This window comes from Paraburkholderia hayleyella, from assembly GCF_009455685.1.
Lineage (GTDB): Bacteria > Pseudomonadota > Gammaproteobacteria > Burkholderiales > Burkholderiaceae > Paraburkholderia > Paraburkholderia hayleyella.
The window spans coordinates 2,324,420-2,341,872 of sequence record NZ_QPES01000001.1; the positions used below are offsets into that span (position 1 = coordinate 2,324,420).

Genomic DNA, 17,453 nt, shown 5'->3' on the forward strand with positions numbered 1-17,453 from the left:
ATCTCCACCAGCGGCCCAGGTCGGTGTTGGAGCACATTACCGGTAATATTTTGCGCTGTTGCTTACCTTTAACCATAAAAGGACGTGATCATGAAGAAATCCCTCCTCGTAGCTTCCCTGTTGGCAGCCGTCGCACTGGCTGCATGCAACAAGAGCAGCGATCAGGCAGCTGTTGCTGCTAGCGATGCCGCAGCAACGGCTGCTTCAGCAGCTGCTGCAGCTGCTTCAGATGTATCCGCTGCTGTTTCAAACGCTGCTGCTGCTGCGAGCGATGTTGTCGCTTCGGCTACTGCTGCTGCTTCGGACGCTGCTGCTGCTGCATCGAACGCTGCCGCTGCCGCTACGGGCGCAAGCCAGTAAGCTTTCGCTTGAGCTATTGCTATTGCCTTCGGGCGATAGCGGTATCGAAAGGCCAATTGGCCTTTCAGGCGAAAAAGCAAAACGCCACGGTTTTAAACCCGTGGCGTTTTGCTTTCTGGTTTTGGTTTTTTCGGTTTTGGCTTTTTTATTTGCCGGACATCTTTCCAGTTTTTTTAAGCAAGTGGCGTCACCACTTCAGCTTCGGCGAAAAATGCCTGGACAGTGTCGATTTCGCGGGTTCGCCGAAATGGCGGCAGGCTTTGCCAGATCCGGCGGCCATAGGGTTTGTCGACCAGACGGGTATCGCAAATCATCAGCACGCCCCGGTCCGTCTCGGCACGAATCAGGCGCCCAGCGCCTTGCTTGAGTGTAATCACCGCTTGTGGCAACTGATGCACGGCAAACGGACTTAACCCTTTTTTGGTTAAGGCATCCAGCCGCGCCGATAACACCGGGTCATCAGGCGGCGCAAACGGCAGCTTGTCGATGACCACCAGCGACAAGGCATCCCCGCGCACATCAACCCCTTCCCAGAAGCTCTGGCTGCCAACCAGAATGGCATTGCCATACGCGCGAAAACGCTCGAGTAGTTCAGTCCGGCTAGCATCGCCTTGCACCAGCAACGGATAGCCCCAGCCACGCGCCTCGATCGTGTCACGTAGTTTCGCTGCAATCCGGTCAACCGCCCGCAGCGTCGTACATAACATGAACACCCCCCCGCCGGAGGCCTCGATGGCCGGGAGCGCCGCATCGAACACGGCGTCGGTGAACAAGGGTGATGAGGGTTGTGGCAAGTTACGCGGCACGTACAGCAAACCTTGAGACGCGTAATCAAACGGGCTTGGCAGCGTCATGGAGCGCCGCACATTCAAACCCATTTGCGCCGCATAGTGCGTAAAGTCACCTCGCACCGATAAGGTCGCCGACGTGAAGATCCACGCCCTTGGCACACCCGCGCGCTGCTTCGCAAAGATCGGCGCCACTGACAGCGGAGTTTCGTGCAGTTGCACCGTTTGCGAAAACACTTCAATCCAGCGCACTTTTTCAGTGGCATCTGTGCTGTCAGAGGCTTCCTCTGCCGCGGCACTACGCCCGATAGCGGAGACGGGCACCGTCCAGCCCACCAGCACAGCTTGCAGCTCGCGCGCGCGCCGCAGACAGGCGCCAAGGGATTCAGCCCGCTCGGCCTGGCTGCCCAGCATGGCCGCCAGCGTATCAAGCTCGCGCTCCAGCGCCGCTAGCGCAGGGAAAAGCGCATGGTCACCCGGCAGTTGCGCCAGCGAAAGCCGAACCGAATCCTCACGAAACGCGAGGCGCACATCACGCGCCGCACGCTCAAGCGCACCGCTCAGTTTGGCCCAGTCGGCCGCGTCACGTGCATGACTCAGGCCCTCCGCGACGCAATCGCGGGCGAGTTCGAGAAACTGCGCCGTGGATAACGTTTCGCCGAAAAACAGCGTGGCTGTTTCGGGTAACTGATGGGCTTCATCGAAGATAACGGTGTTGGCGGTAGGCAGCAATTCGGCCATTCCGGTATCGCGCAGCATGATGTCAGCGAAAAACAGATGGTGATTGACCACCACGATGTCCGCCTGCTGCGCTTCCTTACGCGCCTGCATCACGAAACAGTCTTTGTAATGCGCACATTCCTGGCCCAGACAGTTCTCGCGCGTCGAGGTCACCATCGGCCAGACCGCCGCCGTTTCCGGCACGCTCGCCAACTCGGCCTTGTCACCGGTGCGCGTGATCTTCGCAAAACGGATAATTTCCTGCAGATGAGCGGTTTCCTGGCGCGACGGCAAGCGGCCGTTATCCGCCGTGCGCTGCAAGTAGTAGTGACACAGATAATTCGCGCGGCCCTTGAGCATCGCCACCGAAACCGGCACAGCCAAGGCGTCGCGCACAGTGGGGATATCGCGCTGAAATAGCTGATCCTGCAAATGCTTGGTCCCGGTCGAAACGATGACTTTCCCGCCCCATAGCATCGCAGGCACGAGATAAGCGTAGGTCTTGCCTGTGCCGGTCCCCGCTTCGACAATCAACGTATTTTCGCCACCCTCAGACGCACCCGGCGCCAGCCCGGCGGGTGCCGGGTCCGTTGTGCCAGGCAAGGCACTAGAAGGTGGCAGGCGGCGTGCAGGACGTGCCGAATCGAACATCGCGGGCTCGGGCAACGCCCGGCTAGAGGCTTCCATGGCCGCAGCCACCGCCCGAGCCATGTCGATCTGCGCAGCACGTGGCCGATAGCCGTCAATCTGGCTTGCCAGAAGGCCGTCCGCCGAAAAAATATGCTCGAGTTCGTGGCTACGCTGCGCGCCCAACACCGGCGCGCCCACGCCATCAGCACGGCCGCCATGAGCCTGGGCCGAATCGTCCCGCGATACCGGGGAAGTAGAAACACGCGATGAATTCAAGGCAAACAATTCCTGCAAATCCGGCACGCATTCGCTTTTTGTCCCCGCTTTTTTGTTCCAATACCCAGGAAACGCTTCAAATCCCTGGAAATCTCTGGAACACGGGTTTAAACGCGCTTGTCCGGTTCAAGCTGCAATTGCAGCAATATGATGGTGTCTTTAACCTTCAGTTTGCGTTTTTTCAAACGCTGCAGCTCCAGATCCTCGACGCCAGACTCATCCGACATCTTGTCGATCAACCTGTCGAGCTCGCTATGCTCGAACTCCAGTTGCAAAACACGGTCACGTAAAGCTTCCGCACTGATGGCATGGTGCTGATCGCGCATACTCGCCTCCTCTGTCCGAAGTGGCCTGAATCTGGTCTGTTCAGCCACTTCGCCCGAAGTCGCTGATCGGCTAAAAACGCGTTACTGGCCTGACTGCTACTGCATTTGCTGTTGCTGTTGCTCCTGCTGCTTTTGCTGCGCCTTTTCGGCGGCCTGCTTCTGACGTGCTTCGACATCGGCTTTATGCCGCGCCGCGTCAACCTGCTTTTTCTGAAAACGTTGTTCGTTTTGCACTCGCTCCTGGGCCTTTTGCGCACCTTCACGGCGTGCGGCATCCAGTTTGCGCTGGAAATCCGTCTGTTTCTGGTCGTAAGCCTTCTGGTTCGCTTCGCTGAGTGGCGCGCTGATGCCACGTTGCGCCTGATCCAGCGCATGCTGACGCTGCTTTTCCTGAAACGCCTGCTCGTTCGCGGCGCGCTGCGGCGCCTCCGCATTGCGTTGCGCCTCATCCAGCGCATGCTGGCGCTGCTTGTCTTCAAAGGCCTGAGCATTGCGAGCCGCATCGGCTGCACGCTGCGGGGCTTCCTTTTCGTTTTGCGCCCGCTTGAGCGCGGTCTGCTCATCGCGTTGAGTCGCCCGCGCCACGCGCTGTTCATCGTCCAGCGCCAGTTGCTCCTTGCGCACATCGGCCTGCACAACGCGCATTGCAGCACGTGCCTTGTTCAGGCAGTAATTGACAAAAAACCGGCTGTAGCAATTGTGCTGCGCCAACGCATAGCGGTAATTGTTTTCTTCGCTGCGATGGTCCAGCACGGCCTGGCGTTCGGCAAAACCTTCCGTTGAAACCGCCGCGACACCGGCCGCTTCCGCGGTATCTCCGGCACTTGCAGCACTTGCCACATCAGCGCGGATCGGAGCGGCATCCGATGCCGCCCCTGGCGATGCCGGATAGTCTTGCGCCGCCGCCAGCGACGGTACGCCAAGCGATACCGCCACGGCCACGCCGGCGAGGTCAATCAATAGAGAACGAAAAGTGGGCAACTTGATGGAGAAGGCAAGGAAGACGTGAATAAAAGGCGCCGGCGGCCAAGTGGCCGACGTCATCACAGATGGCAGCCGGACATGCGCGAAATTCTATCATCGGGAGCCTGAGGCACCAGGCATTTATGGCAAAATGCCCCGCTTTCCAACCCGGCTGCGGCGAACCCGGTTTTGCCCAGTCTCACATCGAATCCGGCAGGAACATCTAGACCTTATGACGGAAACCGTAGCACTCAAAATCGTACAGCGCATCGCCTCCGAACTTACCGTTTCGCCCCGCCAGGTCACGGCTGCAGTACAACTTCTCGACGAAGGTGCCACTGTTCCGTTTATCGCGCGCTATCGCAAGGAAGTGACAGGCAATCTCGACGATACGCAATTGCGCAATCTGGAAGAACGGCTGCTCTATTTACGCGAACTCGAAGACCGGCGCGCCACCATTCTTGCGAGCGTCGCCGAGCAAGGCAAGCTGACCGACCTGCTACAGGCCGCCATTGAAAGCGCGGACAGCAAACAGATACTCGAAGACCTCTATCTGCCGTATAAGCCCAAACGGCGCACCCGGGCCCAGATCGCGCGCGAGGCGGGTCTCGAGCCGCTGGCGCAGGCGTTGCGGGCCAACCCCCTGCTTGATCCGCAAACCGAAGCCGCGGCTTATGTGAACGCCGAAAAGGGTGTCGCCGATATCAAAGCCGCACTGGACGGCGCGCGGGACATTCTCTCCGAACAATTCGGCGAAACCGCGGAACTGCTGGGCAAGCTGCGCGATTATCTGTTCACGCAGGGCGTGGTCTCCGCACGCGTGGTCGAAGGCAAGGAAAACGAAGAAGGCGAGAAATTCCGCGACTATTACGATTACGCCGAAACCCTCAAAACCATCCCGTCGCATCGTGCGCTGGCGCTCTTTCGCGGCCGCAACGCGGGCGTGCTGATGATCAAGCTGGGGCTTGGCGAGGAACTCGATGCGCAAGTGCCGCATCCAGGTGAAGCACTGATCGCACGCCATTTCGCGCTTGAGAATCTCGGCCGCCCAGGCGACAAATGGCTCGCCGATGTTTGCCGCTGGTGCTGGCGTGTCAAGGTCCAGCCGCATCTCGAAAACGAGTTGCTCACCCAGGTGCGCGAGGCAGCGGAACACGAAGCCATCCGGGTCTTCGCGCGCAACCTCAAAGATTTGTTGCTGGCCGCGCCCGCTGGCCCCAAAGCCGTGATCGGCCTGGACCCTGGCTTGCGCACGGGCGTGAAAGTCGCGGTCGTGGACCGCACCGGCAAGCTGCTCGTCACCGATACCATCTATCCCCACGAGCCCCGCCGCGACTGGGACGGCTCGCTGGCCCGCCTCGCGCGCATCGCAGCGCAAACCCAGGCGGAGCTGATCAGCATCGGCAACGGCACGGCCTCGCGCGAGACCGACCGGCTCGCTAGCGAGCTGATCGCGCGCCATCCTGAACTCAAGCTGCAAAAAATCGTCGTTTCCGAAGCCGGGGCATCGGTTTATTCGGCGTCCGAGTTCGCGGCGAAAGAATTTCCTGAACTCGATGTCACGCTGCGCGGAGCCGTCTCGATTGCCCGCCGTCTGCAAGATCCGCTAGCGGAACTCGTGAAGATCGAGCCCAAGGCCATCGGCGTCGGCCAGTATCAGCACGACGTCAACCAGCGCGAGCTGGCTCGATCGCTCGATGCGGTGGTCGAGGATTGCGTGAACGCGGTGGGGGTCGATGCCAATACAGCCTCGATAGCGCTGCTGGCCCGGGTTTCCGGGCTGAATGCGACACTGGCGCGCAATATCGTCGATTTCCGCGATGCGCATGGTCCGTTTCCGTCACGGGAGCATCTACGCCAGGTACCCCGCCTCGGAGACAAAACGTTCGAACTGGCCGCAGGCTTTTTGCGAATCAATGGCGGAGACAATCCGCTCGATTGCTCATCGGTTCACCCCGAAGCCTATCCCGTGGTCGAGCGGATTCTGGGCAAGATCAACCGCCAGGCCAGCGAAGTGCTCGGCAACCGCGAAGCGCTCGCAGGGCTGTCGCCGGCTGAATTTGCCGACGAGCGCTTCGGGCTGCCTACGGTGCGCGACATTCTGGCGGAACTCGAAAAACCGGGCCGCGACCCTCGCCCCGAATTCAAAACCGCCACGTTCCGTGACGGGGTCGAGAAAATCTCCGACCTCTCAGCGGGCATGGTGCTGGAAGGCGTGGTGACGAACGTCGCGGCATTCGGTGCGTTCATTGATATCGGCGTGCACCAGGATGGTTTGGTGCACGTGTCGGCGATGTCCAGCAAGTTCATCAAGGATCCCCACGAAGTCGTCAAGGCGGGCCAGATCGTCAAGGTCAAGGTGCTGGAGGTCGATGTCAAACGCCAACGGATTGCGCTGACCATGCGGCTCGACGATGATTTCGCGCCTGGTGCGGCGACGCGTCATGGCGGCAACGCTACCGGCCCCGCCGGGCGCGGTGCAGTCCGTTCGCCCCAACCGCGCGGCCGCCAGCCTGAGCCGGCGGGAGGCGCCATGGCTGCGGCGTTCGCCAAGCTCAAGCGCCCAGGTTAAGCGCTGCGTCAAGCGTTAAGCCATCGGGTTGGCGCCATGCCGCAAACCCGAAACAAACGAAGGCCTCTTCCACCCGGTGAGCAGCACGCGTCGTCGGGGGAGGAGGCCTTTCGTTAAGCCCATGCGGCAAACCGCGACCACGAAGCCAGACAGTCAAAGAAACCGTATCGCCAAAAGTTTGATTTTTATATGGAACTTTGGCCGCCGCATGGTTACTTAGAATACGTTTGCCCAACCCGTAATCTTATTTTTGATTTGAAAAGTTTCAGAATTAAAGTCGTTTTTCTGAAATCGCCCGGAATAACGGATTAATTTATTTTCCGGCTTTATATTTTATAATTTCAAACCGAGAAGAAAATGACAATATATCAAAATCAAAGTTCCCGCCAGAAATACATTGATGTAATCGAAAATAATCAGGAGTATCTTAAGACCATCAATGCTCCAAACATAAACGAATACCGTACAGTAGAAGACTATAACTCAAGAGTTAAATTACTAAGCAACATTCATTTGAACATCATTCACCCTGATAAAAATGGAAGCTCGCCACGAACTTCAAATATCACGCAAGAATTTATTCTCATACGCAAAAAGTTTAAATCTGAGTGGGATGTATGTATCGAACAGGATCTTAAAGCCGCACAAAACCGCGCGACTCAGCGGGGCGAGGCGGAAAAACAGGCCAATACAGTGTCGACTGACTGGACGGACAAGCTTCTCCAAGGGGAGGCGCTCTATACGGTACAGAAAGCTGCGGGCCTCGGCGGGAACAAGAATCCTCAGGCCACACAGAAATTACATGGTTTTAACAGCGCACTCAAGAACTTGATGCTCGGTGATCCGGTCCCTGAGAATTTTGTAAATTCCGATGGAAAATATCTGGATTTTACGGAAAAGCAAATAGAGCAGTTAACGCAGTTTGGCCGCGCTCTGGAACAGCTAAAAAAGAGGGTGGACCATATAAAAATCGCCACAGAAAATGACATTCAAAGCCAATATCTTACTGATTTTATGGGAACAGTCGGCAAGCAATTCTCAAATATCAGACAAGGCCGTGATATTACCGCAACCTTACAAACCAGACCGATTATTGAGCGCTATAAAAAAGAACACGAAAATCTGAAAAAAGAGACAGAAAAAAAAGTCAGGATGGGCATTAATGTTCATGCAGCATTAAATAATAGCGGGATTGAAGACAATAAATTCATTACCAAACTGAAATTACTGTCGCTGCCCTCGCCAGCAAGATTTTTTATTAGAATTTTAACGCTACTTTTTTCCAACCGCCTCCTGGATTTCTTTATCGGCAAACCAGTTATGCCACAGCAGCTTGATCTTCAAGTGAGCAATCCCTCGCAAAGCAGGCGTCACGTTAGGTAGAGTTTTTTAGTCGCGGAAGGTTAGAAACGGGGGATGACCTGAAAACCCGTTTCTGCCCTACTCTCAATGTATTTTTAGAACCTTCGACCTTGAGTCGAAGGTTCATGCCTCGCTTCAGCCCTCAAATCTCGATCTTGGTCCCCAGCTCGACCACCCGGTTGGCGGGAATGCTGAAAAAGTCGGTAGGTTTCGCCGCGTTTTGATGCATCCATGCAAACACCCGTTCGCGCCAGACCGACATCCCCGGCAACTGGGTTGGCACAACGGTTTCCCGCGCGAGGAAAAATGACGTGTCCATCAATTCGAACGTCATGTTATGCGTGCGCCCGACTTCCAGCAAAACGGCTTTAACGTCCGGTGTTTCATTGAAGCCGTAAAGCGCTTTCACCAGATACAGCCCGCCACTCACATCCTTCACAGTGACGCGCTCCGCGTCATTCACATAAGGAATATCGCGTGTGACAAAGGTCAGGAAAATGGTGCGCTCATGTAACACCTTGTTGTGCTTCAGGTTGTGCAGCAGGCTAACCGGCACCAGCGTATCGCTTCCCGTCAGATAGATCGCCGTGCCGGATACCCGGTGCGGTGGATGCGCCAGCAAACCTTGCAGGAATGGCATCAGCGGAATCCCATCCGCCGCGGTGCGCTCCTTGACAATCAGGCGGCCTTTGAACCACGTCATCAGCAGGAAAAACAGCAACGCGCCAATACCCAGCGGCAGCCACCCGCCCTCGGCCACCTTCAGCAGATTGGCCCCAAAGAAACCCAGATCAATCGTAATCAGCACACCGGTAATCAGCGCGACGAGCAACTTGTTCCACTTCCAGACCTTCAGCATCACGACGCATACCAGTATGGTGGTGATGACCATCGTCGCGGTTACCGCAAGACCATAGGCCGCAGCAAGGTTATCCGAGCTTTTGAACGCGACCACGATACACAGGATGATAAAAAGCAGCATCCAGTTCACGACGGGCACGTAGATTTGTCCAATCGCAAGCTCAGACGTGTGCAGGACTTTCATGCGAGGCACGTAGCCCAGTTGAATCGCCTGGCTAGTCAGCGAGTAAGCCCCCGAGATGACGGCCTGCGACGCGATGACGGTCGCCACCGTAGCCAGCACAACCAGCGGTAGCAGCGCCCAGTCAGGCGCCAGCAAAAAGAACGGGTTGGCAATGGCCTGGGGGTCATGCATCAGCAACGCGCCCTGACCAAAGTAGTTCAGCACGAGCGATGGCATCACCAGGGCGTACCACGCAAAACGAATCGGCTTCGCGCCGAAGTGCCCCATATCGGCATATAGCGCCTCGGCACCCGTCAGCACCAGCACCACCGAGCCCAGTACCACATAGGCTTGCAATACGTGCGCGGACATAAACGAAATGGCGTAATACGGGTTCAGCGCCGCGATGATGCCAGGCGACTGCACGATGTGCGAAATGCCCAGCACCGCGAGCGTCAAAAACCATATCACCATGATGGGCCCGAACAGACGCCCAACCAGGGCCGTGCCGTGACGCTGGATCCAGAACAGCATCACGAGAATCACCATGGTGAGCGGCAACACCAGATGCGCCATGCTGGGCATGGCCAGCTTCAGGCCTTCGACTGCGGAGAGTACGGAAATGGCGGGCGTGATGACGGCATCACCATAAAACATGCATGCGCCGAAAATGCCCAGCATCATCAGCAAGCTGGCGATACGGCTTTTCTGATCGAATGAACGCAGCGACAACGCCATCAAGGCCAGCACGCCGCCTTCGCCGTTATTGTCGGCCCGCATCACGAGCAATACGTATTTGATGCCCACGACGATCATGATCGCCCAGAACAGCAGCGAGATCACACCCAGGATCGAGGCATCGGTTAATGGAATGCCATGCGATGGGCTAAAAGCTTCCTTGAGTGAATAGAGCGGGCTGGTACCAATGTCGCCGAAAACTACGCCGATTGCAGCAATGGCCATGGAAGGCAAAGGCTGCCTGCGCACGTGATGGGTATCTGTCATAAACGCGGGAAATCCCGTCCTGAGCGGAAAAAACGAACGCTATTCTAAACGGGCCACACCAGTGTGTTATTTGGCCTGTTGCGGATGTGCCACTTGAAAAGCTCGCGCAGTGTAGCACTGGGCATACCCCTTCGAGGCCGCCCAATATCGCGCTTGTCCGCGCGCTTGTCCGTATTGCTCGCTAACGGCCCAGCGCACAAAGAAAAACGGAGCCCGTTTTGAACTCCGTTTTCACATCCGCTACAGCGAGGCCTGCCTTATCTCAGGCTTTCAGGCGCCGGGGGGCGCTGCCTGAGTCCGCTGCCTGAGCCCGCTGCCTGAGCCCGCTGCCTGAGCCGTGCCGCGCTTGATCCACGCGCCGAGATTATGCGGCCGCACCGTGTCCCACTCTTCAAATGGCTGGTGGATCCATGGGTTGGTCGGCAAAGACTGCACGTAATAATCAGGCTTCACGCTCGAACACCCCTTGTACCAGAGCACCGCCGAACGCACAGCCGTAACAGCGGGATAACGGTCCTTCAGATGCTGCTGCACGCGTGCGAGCGTCACGCCTGAATCGACCAGATCATCTACGAGCAGCACGTTGCCCGATAGCTCACCTCGCGTCATCGTGATGTACTGCCCGATATCGAGTTCACCCTGCTCCGTGCCCGCCGCCTCGCGGTATGAACTCGTAGCGAGGATCGCCAGCGGCAGGTCGTAGATGCGTGACAGTTGATCGCCAACACGCAGGCCACCGCGCGCGAGACACAAAATTTTGTCGAACTTCCAGCCTGAATCATGGACAGCGAGCGCCAACAGTTCGATCAAGCGGTGATACTCGTCCCAGCCGACCCATAGATTGCGCTCATCATTGCGCGGGTCTTTCATGGTGATCATGGGGATGCCCTGCGTCATGGTTCAAACCTTGAACGGATGGCGCAGCAAAATGGTTTCATCCCGGTCGGGCCCTGTCGAGACCATATCCACCGGCACACCCGCCACTTCCTGCACACGCGTCAGATACGCACGGGCATTAGCAGGCAAGCGCTCCCACTCACGGATACCCACCGTGCTTTCTTGCCAACCGGGAAACGTTTCATAAACTGGGACGCAGCGCGCAACTTCGGCTGCACCGCGCGGCAGAAGATCAACGCTCTTGCCGTCCATCAGATAGCCCACGCATAGCTTGACTTCGTCCAGTCCATCCAGCACGTCGAGCTTGGTCATGCACAGACCCGATACACCATTGATCTGGATCGAACGGCGCAATGCTGCCGCATCAAGCCAGCCCGTGCGGCGCGGACGGCCAGTAACCGAGCCAAATTCCTTGCCAACCGTAGCGAGATTCAGACCGACCGGGTCTTGGCGTTGTGCATTGTCCGCGTCGTACAGTTCGCTAGGAAAAGGCCCCGCGCCGACCCGCGTGCAATAGGCTTTCGTGATGCCGAGAATATAGTTCAGCTTTTGCGGACCGACGCCCGCGCCTGCCGCGGCCGCACCCGCCACGCAGTTGCTTGAAGTGACAAACGGATACGTGCCGTGGTCGACATCGAGCAACGTGCCCTGCGCGCCCTCGAACAGCAAATGGCGGCCAGCATGGTTTTCTTCGTAGAGACGGCGCGAGACATCCGTGACCATCGGCTTCAGGCGGTCTGCATAGCTCAGCATCATGTCGAGCGTTTGCTGAAAATCGACCGCGGGTGCGCCCAGATATTGAGTCAGGACAAAATTATGGAAATCGAGCGTTTCGCGCAGGCGTTCAGCGAAGACTTTCACTTCGAACAAATCCTGCACCCGCAAGCCGCGACGGGCGACTTTGTCTTCGTAAGCCGGGCCGATGCCACGTCCAGTCGTACCGATCTTGTCCACGCCACGACGCGCTTCGCGCGCCTGGTCGATGGCGATATGGTAGGGAAGAATCAGGGTGGTGGCTTCGGAAATGAAGAGGCGCTTCTGAACGTCAATGCCTGCGGCTTCGAGTTCGCCGATTTCCTTGAACAGGGCTTCGGGGGACAACACCACGCCATTGCCGATATAGCATGCGACGCCGGGATGCATGATGCCCGATGGGATCAAACGCAAAATGGTTTTTTTGCCGCCGATGATCAGCGTGTGGCCCGCATTGTGACCGCCCTGAAAACGGACGACGCCCTGGGCGTGGTCCGTCAGCCAGTCGACAATCTTGCCTTTACCCTCATCACCCCATTGAGTACCCACGACGACGACATTGCGTCCGGAGTTCACATTCACTGCGCTAGCAGACATGTTGTTTTGTAAGCTGGTTAAAAACGTATTCTACCCATGTTCGCGGCGGGCCCTGAATTTTTCAGCGATCTCCGAACGGCAGGAGCCCAAGCCCCCAAACTCCCAAGTTCATATCGCGCCAGGCCATCCGCATGCCCTTGTAGCCGCCTTGCAACCTGCCCGGGCCCCTGTCTTGTATCAGGTACGCGGCACAACCGTCCAGACGCCATTGCGCTCGACCAGTTCGCGGTCGCAGGCAAATTCGTCAAGCATGTGCTCATGGCCCGGCAAAGCCTGGATCACCACTTCACCCACCTCACGCAAGGCAGCCACGCGCGCGCACAACGCGTCATTGAGTTGCCACGGCGCCAAAATGGCACTGCTGCGCGCCTCGACAGGCGAAATACGAGCCACTTCGCGCAGATCGAGTGAGAAGCCTGTCGCTGCCCGTGCGCGGCCATACACCTGGCCTACGTGGTCGTAGCGGCCGCCCCGTGCAACCGCGTTCGGAACGTCGTCTACATAAGCCGAAAACATCACACCGCTGTGATAGGCATAGCCACGCAGATCCGCCAGATCGATCATCACCTCCGCGCCGCGAACCTGACCCGCGAGGAATGCCAGATCATCCAGCGCACGTGCAATCTCGGGCTTCTGGGGCAAGCGCGCTCGTGCCTCGGCCAACACGGTGATGTCGCCATAAAGTGCTGGAAGCGCACGCAACGCATCCCGTGTGACTGGAGAAAAATGAGCGCTCAGTTCTGTCAGCCGTGGCACGTCCTTGCTCGCCAGAACGTCGTATAGCACTTCACCCAGCGCTGCCGCGGCAGGCTCTGCCTCGATCAGCGCAGCCAGCACACCCGCGTGACACAGATCAAGACGCACGCGCGTCAGCCCGGTCAAGCGCAGGGCATCGAGCATGAGTTGCTGAATCTCCAGATCCGCCTCAAGCCCTGCATAACCATAGATTTCGGCACCGATCTGGATTTGCTCGCGGGTGGCGTGCAGGCCACGCGGACGCGTATGCAGCACATTGCCCGCATAGCACAGCCGCGTCACCCCCTGACGATTGAGCAAATGCGCATCGATCCGTGCAACCTGGGGTGTCATGTCCGCCCGCAAGCCCAGCGTGCGGCCAGACAACTGGTCCACCAGCTTGAAGGTACGCAGGTCCAGATCCCCACCGCCCCCACTTAACAGGGACTCGAGATACTCGAGCAACGGCGGCATGACCATTTCATAGCCATACACACGAAAGCGATCCAGCAAGCGACGCCGCAACTCTTCGATCTTGCGGGCTTCTGACGGCAATACATCGGCAATATTTTCGGGAAGTAACCAGATCGACATCAATATCGTCCTGCGACGTTAAGCGCGGCGCCATCGCGCCAATAATGGAAGAAAGGTGCCCCGTGCGGAGGGCTTGTCTGCAATGCCCGCTGGCCTTGGGCTACGGCCTCGGCATCAGGTTGCGATGAGCAGCAAGATGAGCCCCAGTACCATGACGATCAGCCCACCCATGCGGATATGGTGTACGGGCCGTTCCGCGATTTTGCGAAACGTGTCGCGCCATGTATCAGGAAAAACGAAGGGAAATATCCCTTCGATAATCAGCATCAGGGCGATCGCAAGCAGTAACGAACCAGCTATGTCCATATGCATGGGCGGCCTGCCTTGCGCTCCAGAACGTGACGGCGATCAGGGTTTGCGTGCTGCGGCAGACGGTGACGCCGCGCCATCCGGGCTATGCATGAAGCGGAAAAACGCGTTGCCGGAATCAACGACAATCACGTCATTCGGCTTGAACACACGCCGGTACGCCTGCATGCTCTGGTAAAACTGGTAGAACTGCGGATCGCGGTTATACCCCCCAGCCGCCATCAGCGCTGCCTTCGCGTCACCCTCGCTCTTGATCTCCTGCGCCTGGCTGGAAGCCTCCTGCATGAGCGCTTCCTGCTGGCGTCTGGCTTGCGCCTTGAGCTGCTCTATTTCAGCGGCGTCCTGAACTTTCTCCGCGTTGGTCGCTTCTTCGCGGGCAGCGCTCATGCGCTTGTAGATCGACTCCGCCACTGCAGCCGGAAAATCAATACGCGTCAACGCAACCTCCTGCACTTCGATACCCAGCGATGCCGCGGCCTTCTGTATCGCACTGCGCGTCTCGACTGCGACATCCTGCTGTTTGGCCAGCGCATCGGTCAGCGTGTACTTCGTCAACACATCGCGCAAGGCATTGCGCGACAGCAAGGCGAGCTGGTTACGGGCATTACGCAATTCGCCTTTGGTTTCAGCGAAAAGCTTGAGTGGATCAGTCACGCGGTATTTAACCACCGGATTCACCAGCAGTTCGGCTTTATCTGAGGTGAGGTAACGGCCCTCCTCGGGCGCATCGAAGGTTTCGGTTCGCGTATCGACGCGCGTCACCTGTTGCAGCGGCGGCGGCAGTTTCACGTGCAAACCTGGGCCCGCGAGTAGCGGCACCGGATTACCACGTGTCACAACCAAAGCAACGTGCCGCTCGTCGACGCTATACACCATGGACCACAACGCCAGCAACACAAGCACGACGACGACAGCCAGCACAATAATTCGCTTCATATTCGCGTTTCTCATTGCAGGTCGTCTTCACGACTGCGATTGCGGAACGACTCGCGTGAACGGGATGGCTCGGCAACCACGCTCTGGCTCGCCTGACCCAGCGCCGCGGCCCCTGAGGCAGCAGCAGCGCCAGAAGCCACGGCGGCGGTAGAGGCGGCGGTAGCAGGTGCCACGGCGCCAGCAGCAGAGGCCGCACCGGAAGCATTCTGGCGCGTCTGCTCGACCAGCTTGTCGAGCGGCAGATACACCACGTTATTACTCGTCTTGCTATCGACGAACACCTTGGTTGAGTTCGAATAAATGTGCTGCATGGTATCCAGATACATCTGCTCGCGGATCACCGCGGGGGCCTTGCTGTACTGCGCATACGCCCGCTCGAAACGTTCGGCATCGCCCTGCGCCTGCGCGACGACCTGATCGCTATACGTTTTTGCCTCAGTGAGCAAACGCGCCGCATCAGCTTTGATACGAGGCAAGGCTTCGTTTGACTGCGCCTGCACTTCGCGTTTGGCCCGCTCCTGCTCCTGATGCAGCCTGGTTGCGGCATCAAAGACAACACGCACCTGTTCGGGAGGTTGAATCGACTGGATGGTTACGCGCGTCACAGCAAGGCCTGTGCGGGATTCGGTCAGGGAACGCTGAATCGCATCGGTCAGTTGCTGGCTGAGCACGTCGTGGTTTTGCTTGAGGATGTCGTCCGTAGCCGAAGCGCCGACAATTTTTCGCACCGCCGCCTGTGCCGCCTGCGTCACGCTTTGGTCGGGATCGACCGTGCGAAACAGGTAATCGGTGGGATTTCGCACCTGGAACTGGACAGCAAAGCGCACATCGACGATATCCGCGTCACGTGTCAGCATCGACGCATCCTTCACGCCAGCCAGCGGCACGACGTTATTGCGACCGATTTCCACCGAGCGCTGCTGCGCCAGATTGACACGTTCATGTGTCCCGAATGGATAAGGCAAACGCCAGTGGACACCAGGGGCCGCGGTATAGCGATATTTGCCAAACTGGGACACCACACCGGCCTGGCCGTCCTGGACGACGAACACGCCACTGCCGGCATACGCCGCCACCAGCACGCCAATCACAATTCCAACGCCAATGCGTCCACTGCGACCATCGTCTGAATGCCGCCCGCCACCACCGGAGCGCTTACGCCCCAGCAAGCGGTTCAAACGGCGATTAAACTCGCGCCACATTTCGTCAAGATCCGGAGGGCCCTCTCCATCCTTGCCATTGGACGGACGTTTGGGTTCATCTGGACGCCGCCGGTCACCGTTGGTGTCACCCCGGCCCCACCGCGGGTCGTTCATCGAAAGCATGGCGCGCACACTCCGCCGGATACTCCGCTCGTTGTAATCGTTCACCTGTGTTTATCACCAGAGTAAAAGCCGGTCTGCGCCTTGGGAGGAGAGGGATCAATGCCCAGGCAAAGGAAGCTCATGGCCATCGAGAGGGGGCGCTGGAAGCGCTGCATCCGCTTCGTCCGGCTTGCTGGAAAGCGCCGCTGACAGGGCAAATTCAGCGATAGCGGCACGTAACGTATCCAGTCCTTGCCCCGTTCGCGCACTGAGAAAGACGCGCGAAATATTACCATACTCATCCCGCTCCACTGAGCCGCCGCGGGCCGCCAGCTCAGGCACGGCGTCAATCTTGTTGAATACGAGCACCTGACGGACTGTATCGGCACCAATTGCGCGTAATACCTCGTTGACCTGGTCGATCTGATCGAGGCGCACCGCGCTTGAGGCGTCAACGACATGCAACAGCAGATCCGCGTGAATGGTTTCTTCCAGCGTCGCACGGAAAGCGGCAACCAGTTGGTGGGGCAACTCGCGGATAAAGCCAACGGTGTCGGAAACCACAACCTGACCGGCTTCCTCACCCAGATAAACGCGCCGCGAAGTTGTATCCAGCGTGGCGAATAGCTGATCGGCGGCATATGCCTCGGCTTTGGTCAAAGCATTGAACAGCGTCGACTTGCCCGCGTTGGTATAACCCACCAGCGAAACTGACAGGGTACGGTTACGCTCGCGCGCACGTCTTTGCGTGCCATGTTGCCGGCGCAGCTTGGCGAGGCGCGATTTCAGCAGTTTGATGCGCTCACCGATCAGGCGACGGTCGGTTTCAAGCTGCGTTTCGCCTGGCCCGCGCAACCCAATCCCCCTTTTTGCCGCTCAAGGTGGGTCCAGGCGCGAATCAGCCGCGTTGCCAGATACTGCAGCTGGGCAAGCTCGACCTGAAGCTTGCCTTCGTGGCTGCGGGCGCGCTGCGCAAAGATATCCAGAATGAGACTGGTCCGGTCAATCACACGCCGCTCAAGTACGCGTTCAAGATTGCGTTGCTGGGCAGGCGCCAGTGCATGATTGAAAATGACGAGTTCGATGTCGTTGGCCTCACAGGCGAGCTTCAGTTCTTGCGCCTTGCCACTGCCAATAAACAAGGCAGCATCAGGACTGGAGCGACGTCCGGTGAGCGTTATGACAGGATGGGCACCCGCACTTTGTGCGAGCAGACTGAGTTCTTCGAGGCTGGCTGCGAAATCAATCTTGCCGAAATCGAGACCTACAAGCGCTGCATTGATCAAATTGGAAATAGCCAAA

General features: G+C 58.1%; 13 protein-coding genes and 1 pseudogene. 3 read left to right on the forward strand and 11 right to left on the reverse strand.

The genetic code is table 11. The features are described from left to right. Window positions 1-90 precede the first annotated feature (90 nt). On the forward strand, window positions 91-360 hold the full coding sequence (locus tag GH657_RS10270) for a hypothetical protein (protein WP_174769927.1): 270 nt from the start codon (window positions 91-93) through the stop codon (window positions 358-360). Window positions 361-533: 173 nt separating this feature from the next. Here the strand turns inward: GH657_RS10270 and yoaA are convergent, their stop codons facing one another. The 3 genes from yoaA to GH657_RS10285 form a co-directional block, all read right to left on the reverse strand. After that, entirely contained in the window at window positions 534-2,774 is a 2,241-nt protein-coding gene (yoaA, locus tag GH657_RS10275; protein WP_153100671.1) for a DNA repair helicase YoaA, read from the reverse strand. Window positions 2,775-2,881: 107 nt separating this feature from the next. Further along, window positions 2,882-3,100 carry a DUF465 domain-containing protein gene (locus tag GH657_RS10280; protein ID WP_153100672.1) on the reverse strand — a complete coding sequence of 73 codons (219 nt, stop codon included), beginning with the start codon at window positions 3,098-3,100 and terminating at the stop codon, window positions 2,882-2,884. Window positions 3,101-3,196: 96 nt separating this feature from the next. After that, window positions 3,197-4,060, reverse strand: a complete 864-nt coding sequence (locus GH657_RS10285; protein ID WP_246174053.1) for a hypothetical protein — start codon at window positions 4,058-4,060, stop codon at window positions 3,197-3,199. Between the two features lie 235 nt (window positions 4,061-4,295). Here GH657_RS10285 and GH657_RS10290 point away from each other — a divergent pair, with 235 nt between their 5' ends. Then, window positions 4,296-6,635, forward strand: a complete 2,340-nt coding sequence (locus tag GH657_RS10290) for a Tex family protein (protein WP_153100673.1) — start codon at window positions 4,296-4,298, stop codon at window positions 6,633-6,635. A 357-nt stretch (window positions 6,636-6,992) separates the two neighbouring features. Next, window positions 6,993-8,018 (forward strand): hypothetical protein, encoded by a 1,026-nt coding sequence (locus GH657_RS10295; RefSeq protein ID WP_153100674.1) that lies wholly within the window; start codon window positions 6,993-6,995, stop codon window positions 8,016-8,018. Between the two features lie 121 nt (window positions 8,019-8,139). Here the strand turns inward: GH657_RS10295 and GH657_RS10300 are convergent, their stop codons facing one another. From GH657_RS10300 to GH657_RS10335, 8 genes and pseudogenes are all read right to left on the reverse strand, one after another. Continuing rightward, the gene (locus tag GH657_RS10300) at window positions 8,140-10,026 is read right to left on the reverse strand and encodes a potassium transporter Kup (protein WP_153100675.1); all 1,887 of its coding nucleotides are present in this window, start codon (window positions 10,024-10,026) and stop codon (window positions 8,140-8,142) included. A gap of 270 nt (window positions 10,027-10,296) precedes the next feature. Then, window positions 10,297-10,923 carry a phosphoribosyltransferase gene (locus GH657_RS10305; protein ID WP_153100676.1) on the reverse strand — a complete coding sequence of 209 codons (627 nt, stop codon included), beginning with the start codon at window positions 10,921-10,923 and terminating at the stop codon, window positions 10,297-10,299. 3 nt (window positions 10,924-10,926) lie between these two features. Further along, the gene (locus GH657_RS10310; RefSeq protein WP_153100677.1) at window positions 10,927-12,273 is read right to left on the reverse strand and encodes an adenylosuccinate synthase; all 1,347 of its coding nucleotides are present in this window, start codon (window positions 12,271-12,273) and stop codon (window positions 10,927-10,929) included. Between the two features lie 177 nt (window positions 12,274-12,450). Then, entirely contained in the window at window positions 12,451-13,602 is a 1,152-nt protein-coding gene (locus GH657_RS10315) for an ATP phosphoribosyltransferase regulatory subunit (protein WP_153100678.1), read from the reverse strand. Between the two features lie 114 nt (window positions 13,603-13,716). Further along, complete coding sequence (locus GH657_RS10320) at window positions 13,717-13,908, reverse strand: DUF2065 domain-containing protein (protein ID WP_153101716.1); 192 nt, start codon at window positions 13,906-13,908, stop codon at window positions 13,717-13,719. Between the two features lie 42 nt (window positions 13,909-13,950). Then, the gene (gene hflC / locus GH657_RS10325; protein ID WP_153100679.1) at window positions 13,951-14,847 is read right to left on the reverse strand and encodes a protease modulator HflC; all 897 of its coding nucleotides are present in this window, start codon (window positions 14,845-14,847) and stop codon (window positions 13,951-13,953) included. 11 nt (window positions 14,848-14,858) lie between these two features. Beyond that, the gene (hflK, locus tag GH657_RS10330; protein ID WP_153100680.1) at window positions 14,859-16,217 is read right to left on the reverse strand and encodes an FtsH protease activity modulator HflK; all 1,359 of its coding nucleotides are present in this window, start codon (window positions 16,215-16,217) and stop codon (window positions 14,859-14,861) included. A gap of 54 nt (window positions 16,218-16,271) precedes the next feature. After that, window positions 16,272-17,365 (reverse strand): annotated as a pseudogene (locus GH657_RS10335) (HflX-like GTP-binding protein); the annotation flags it as partial. Between the last annotated feature and the right edge of the window lie 88 nt (window positions 17,366-17,453).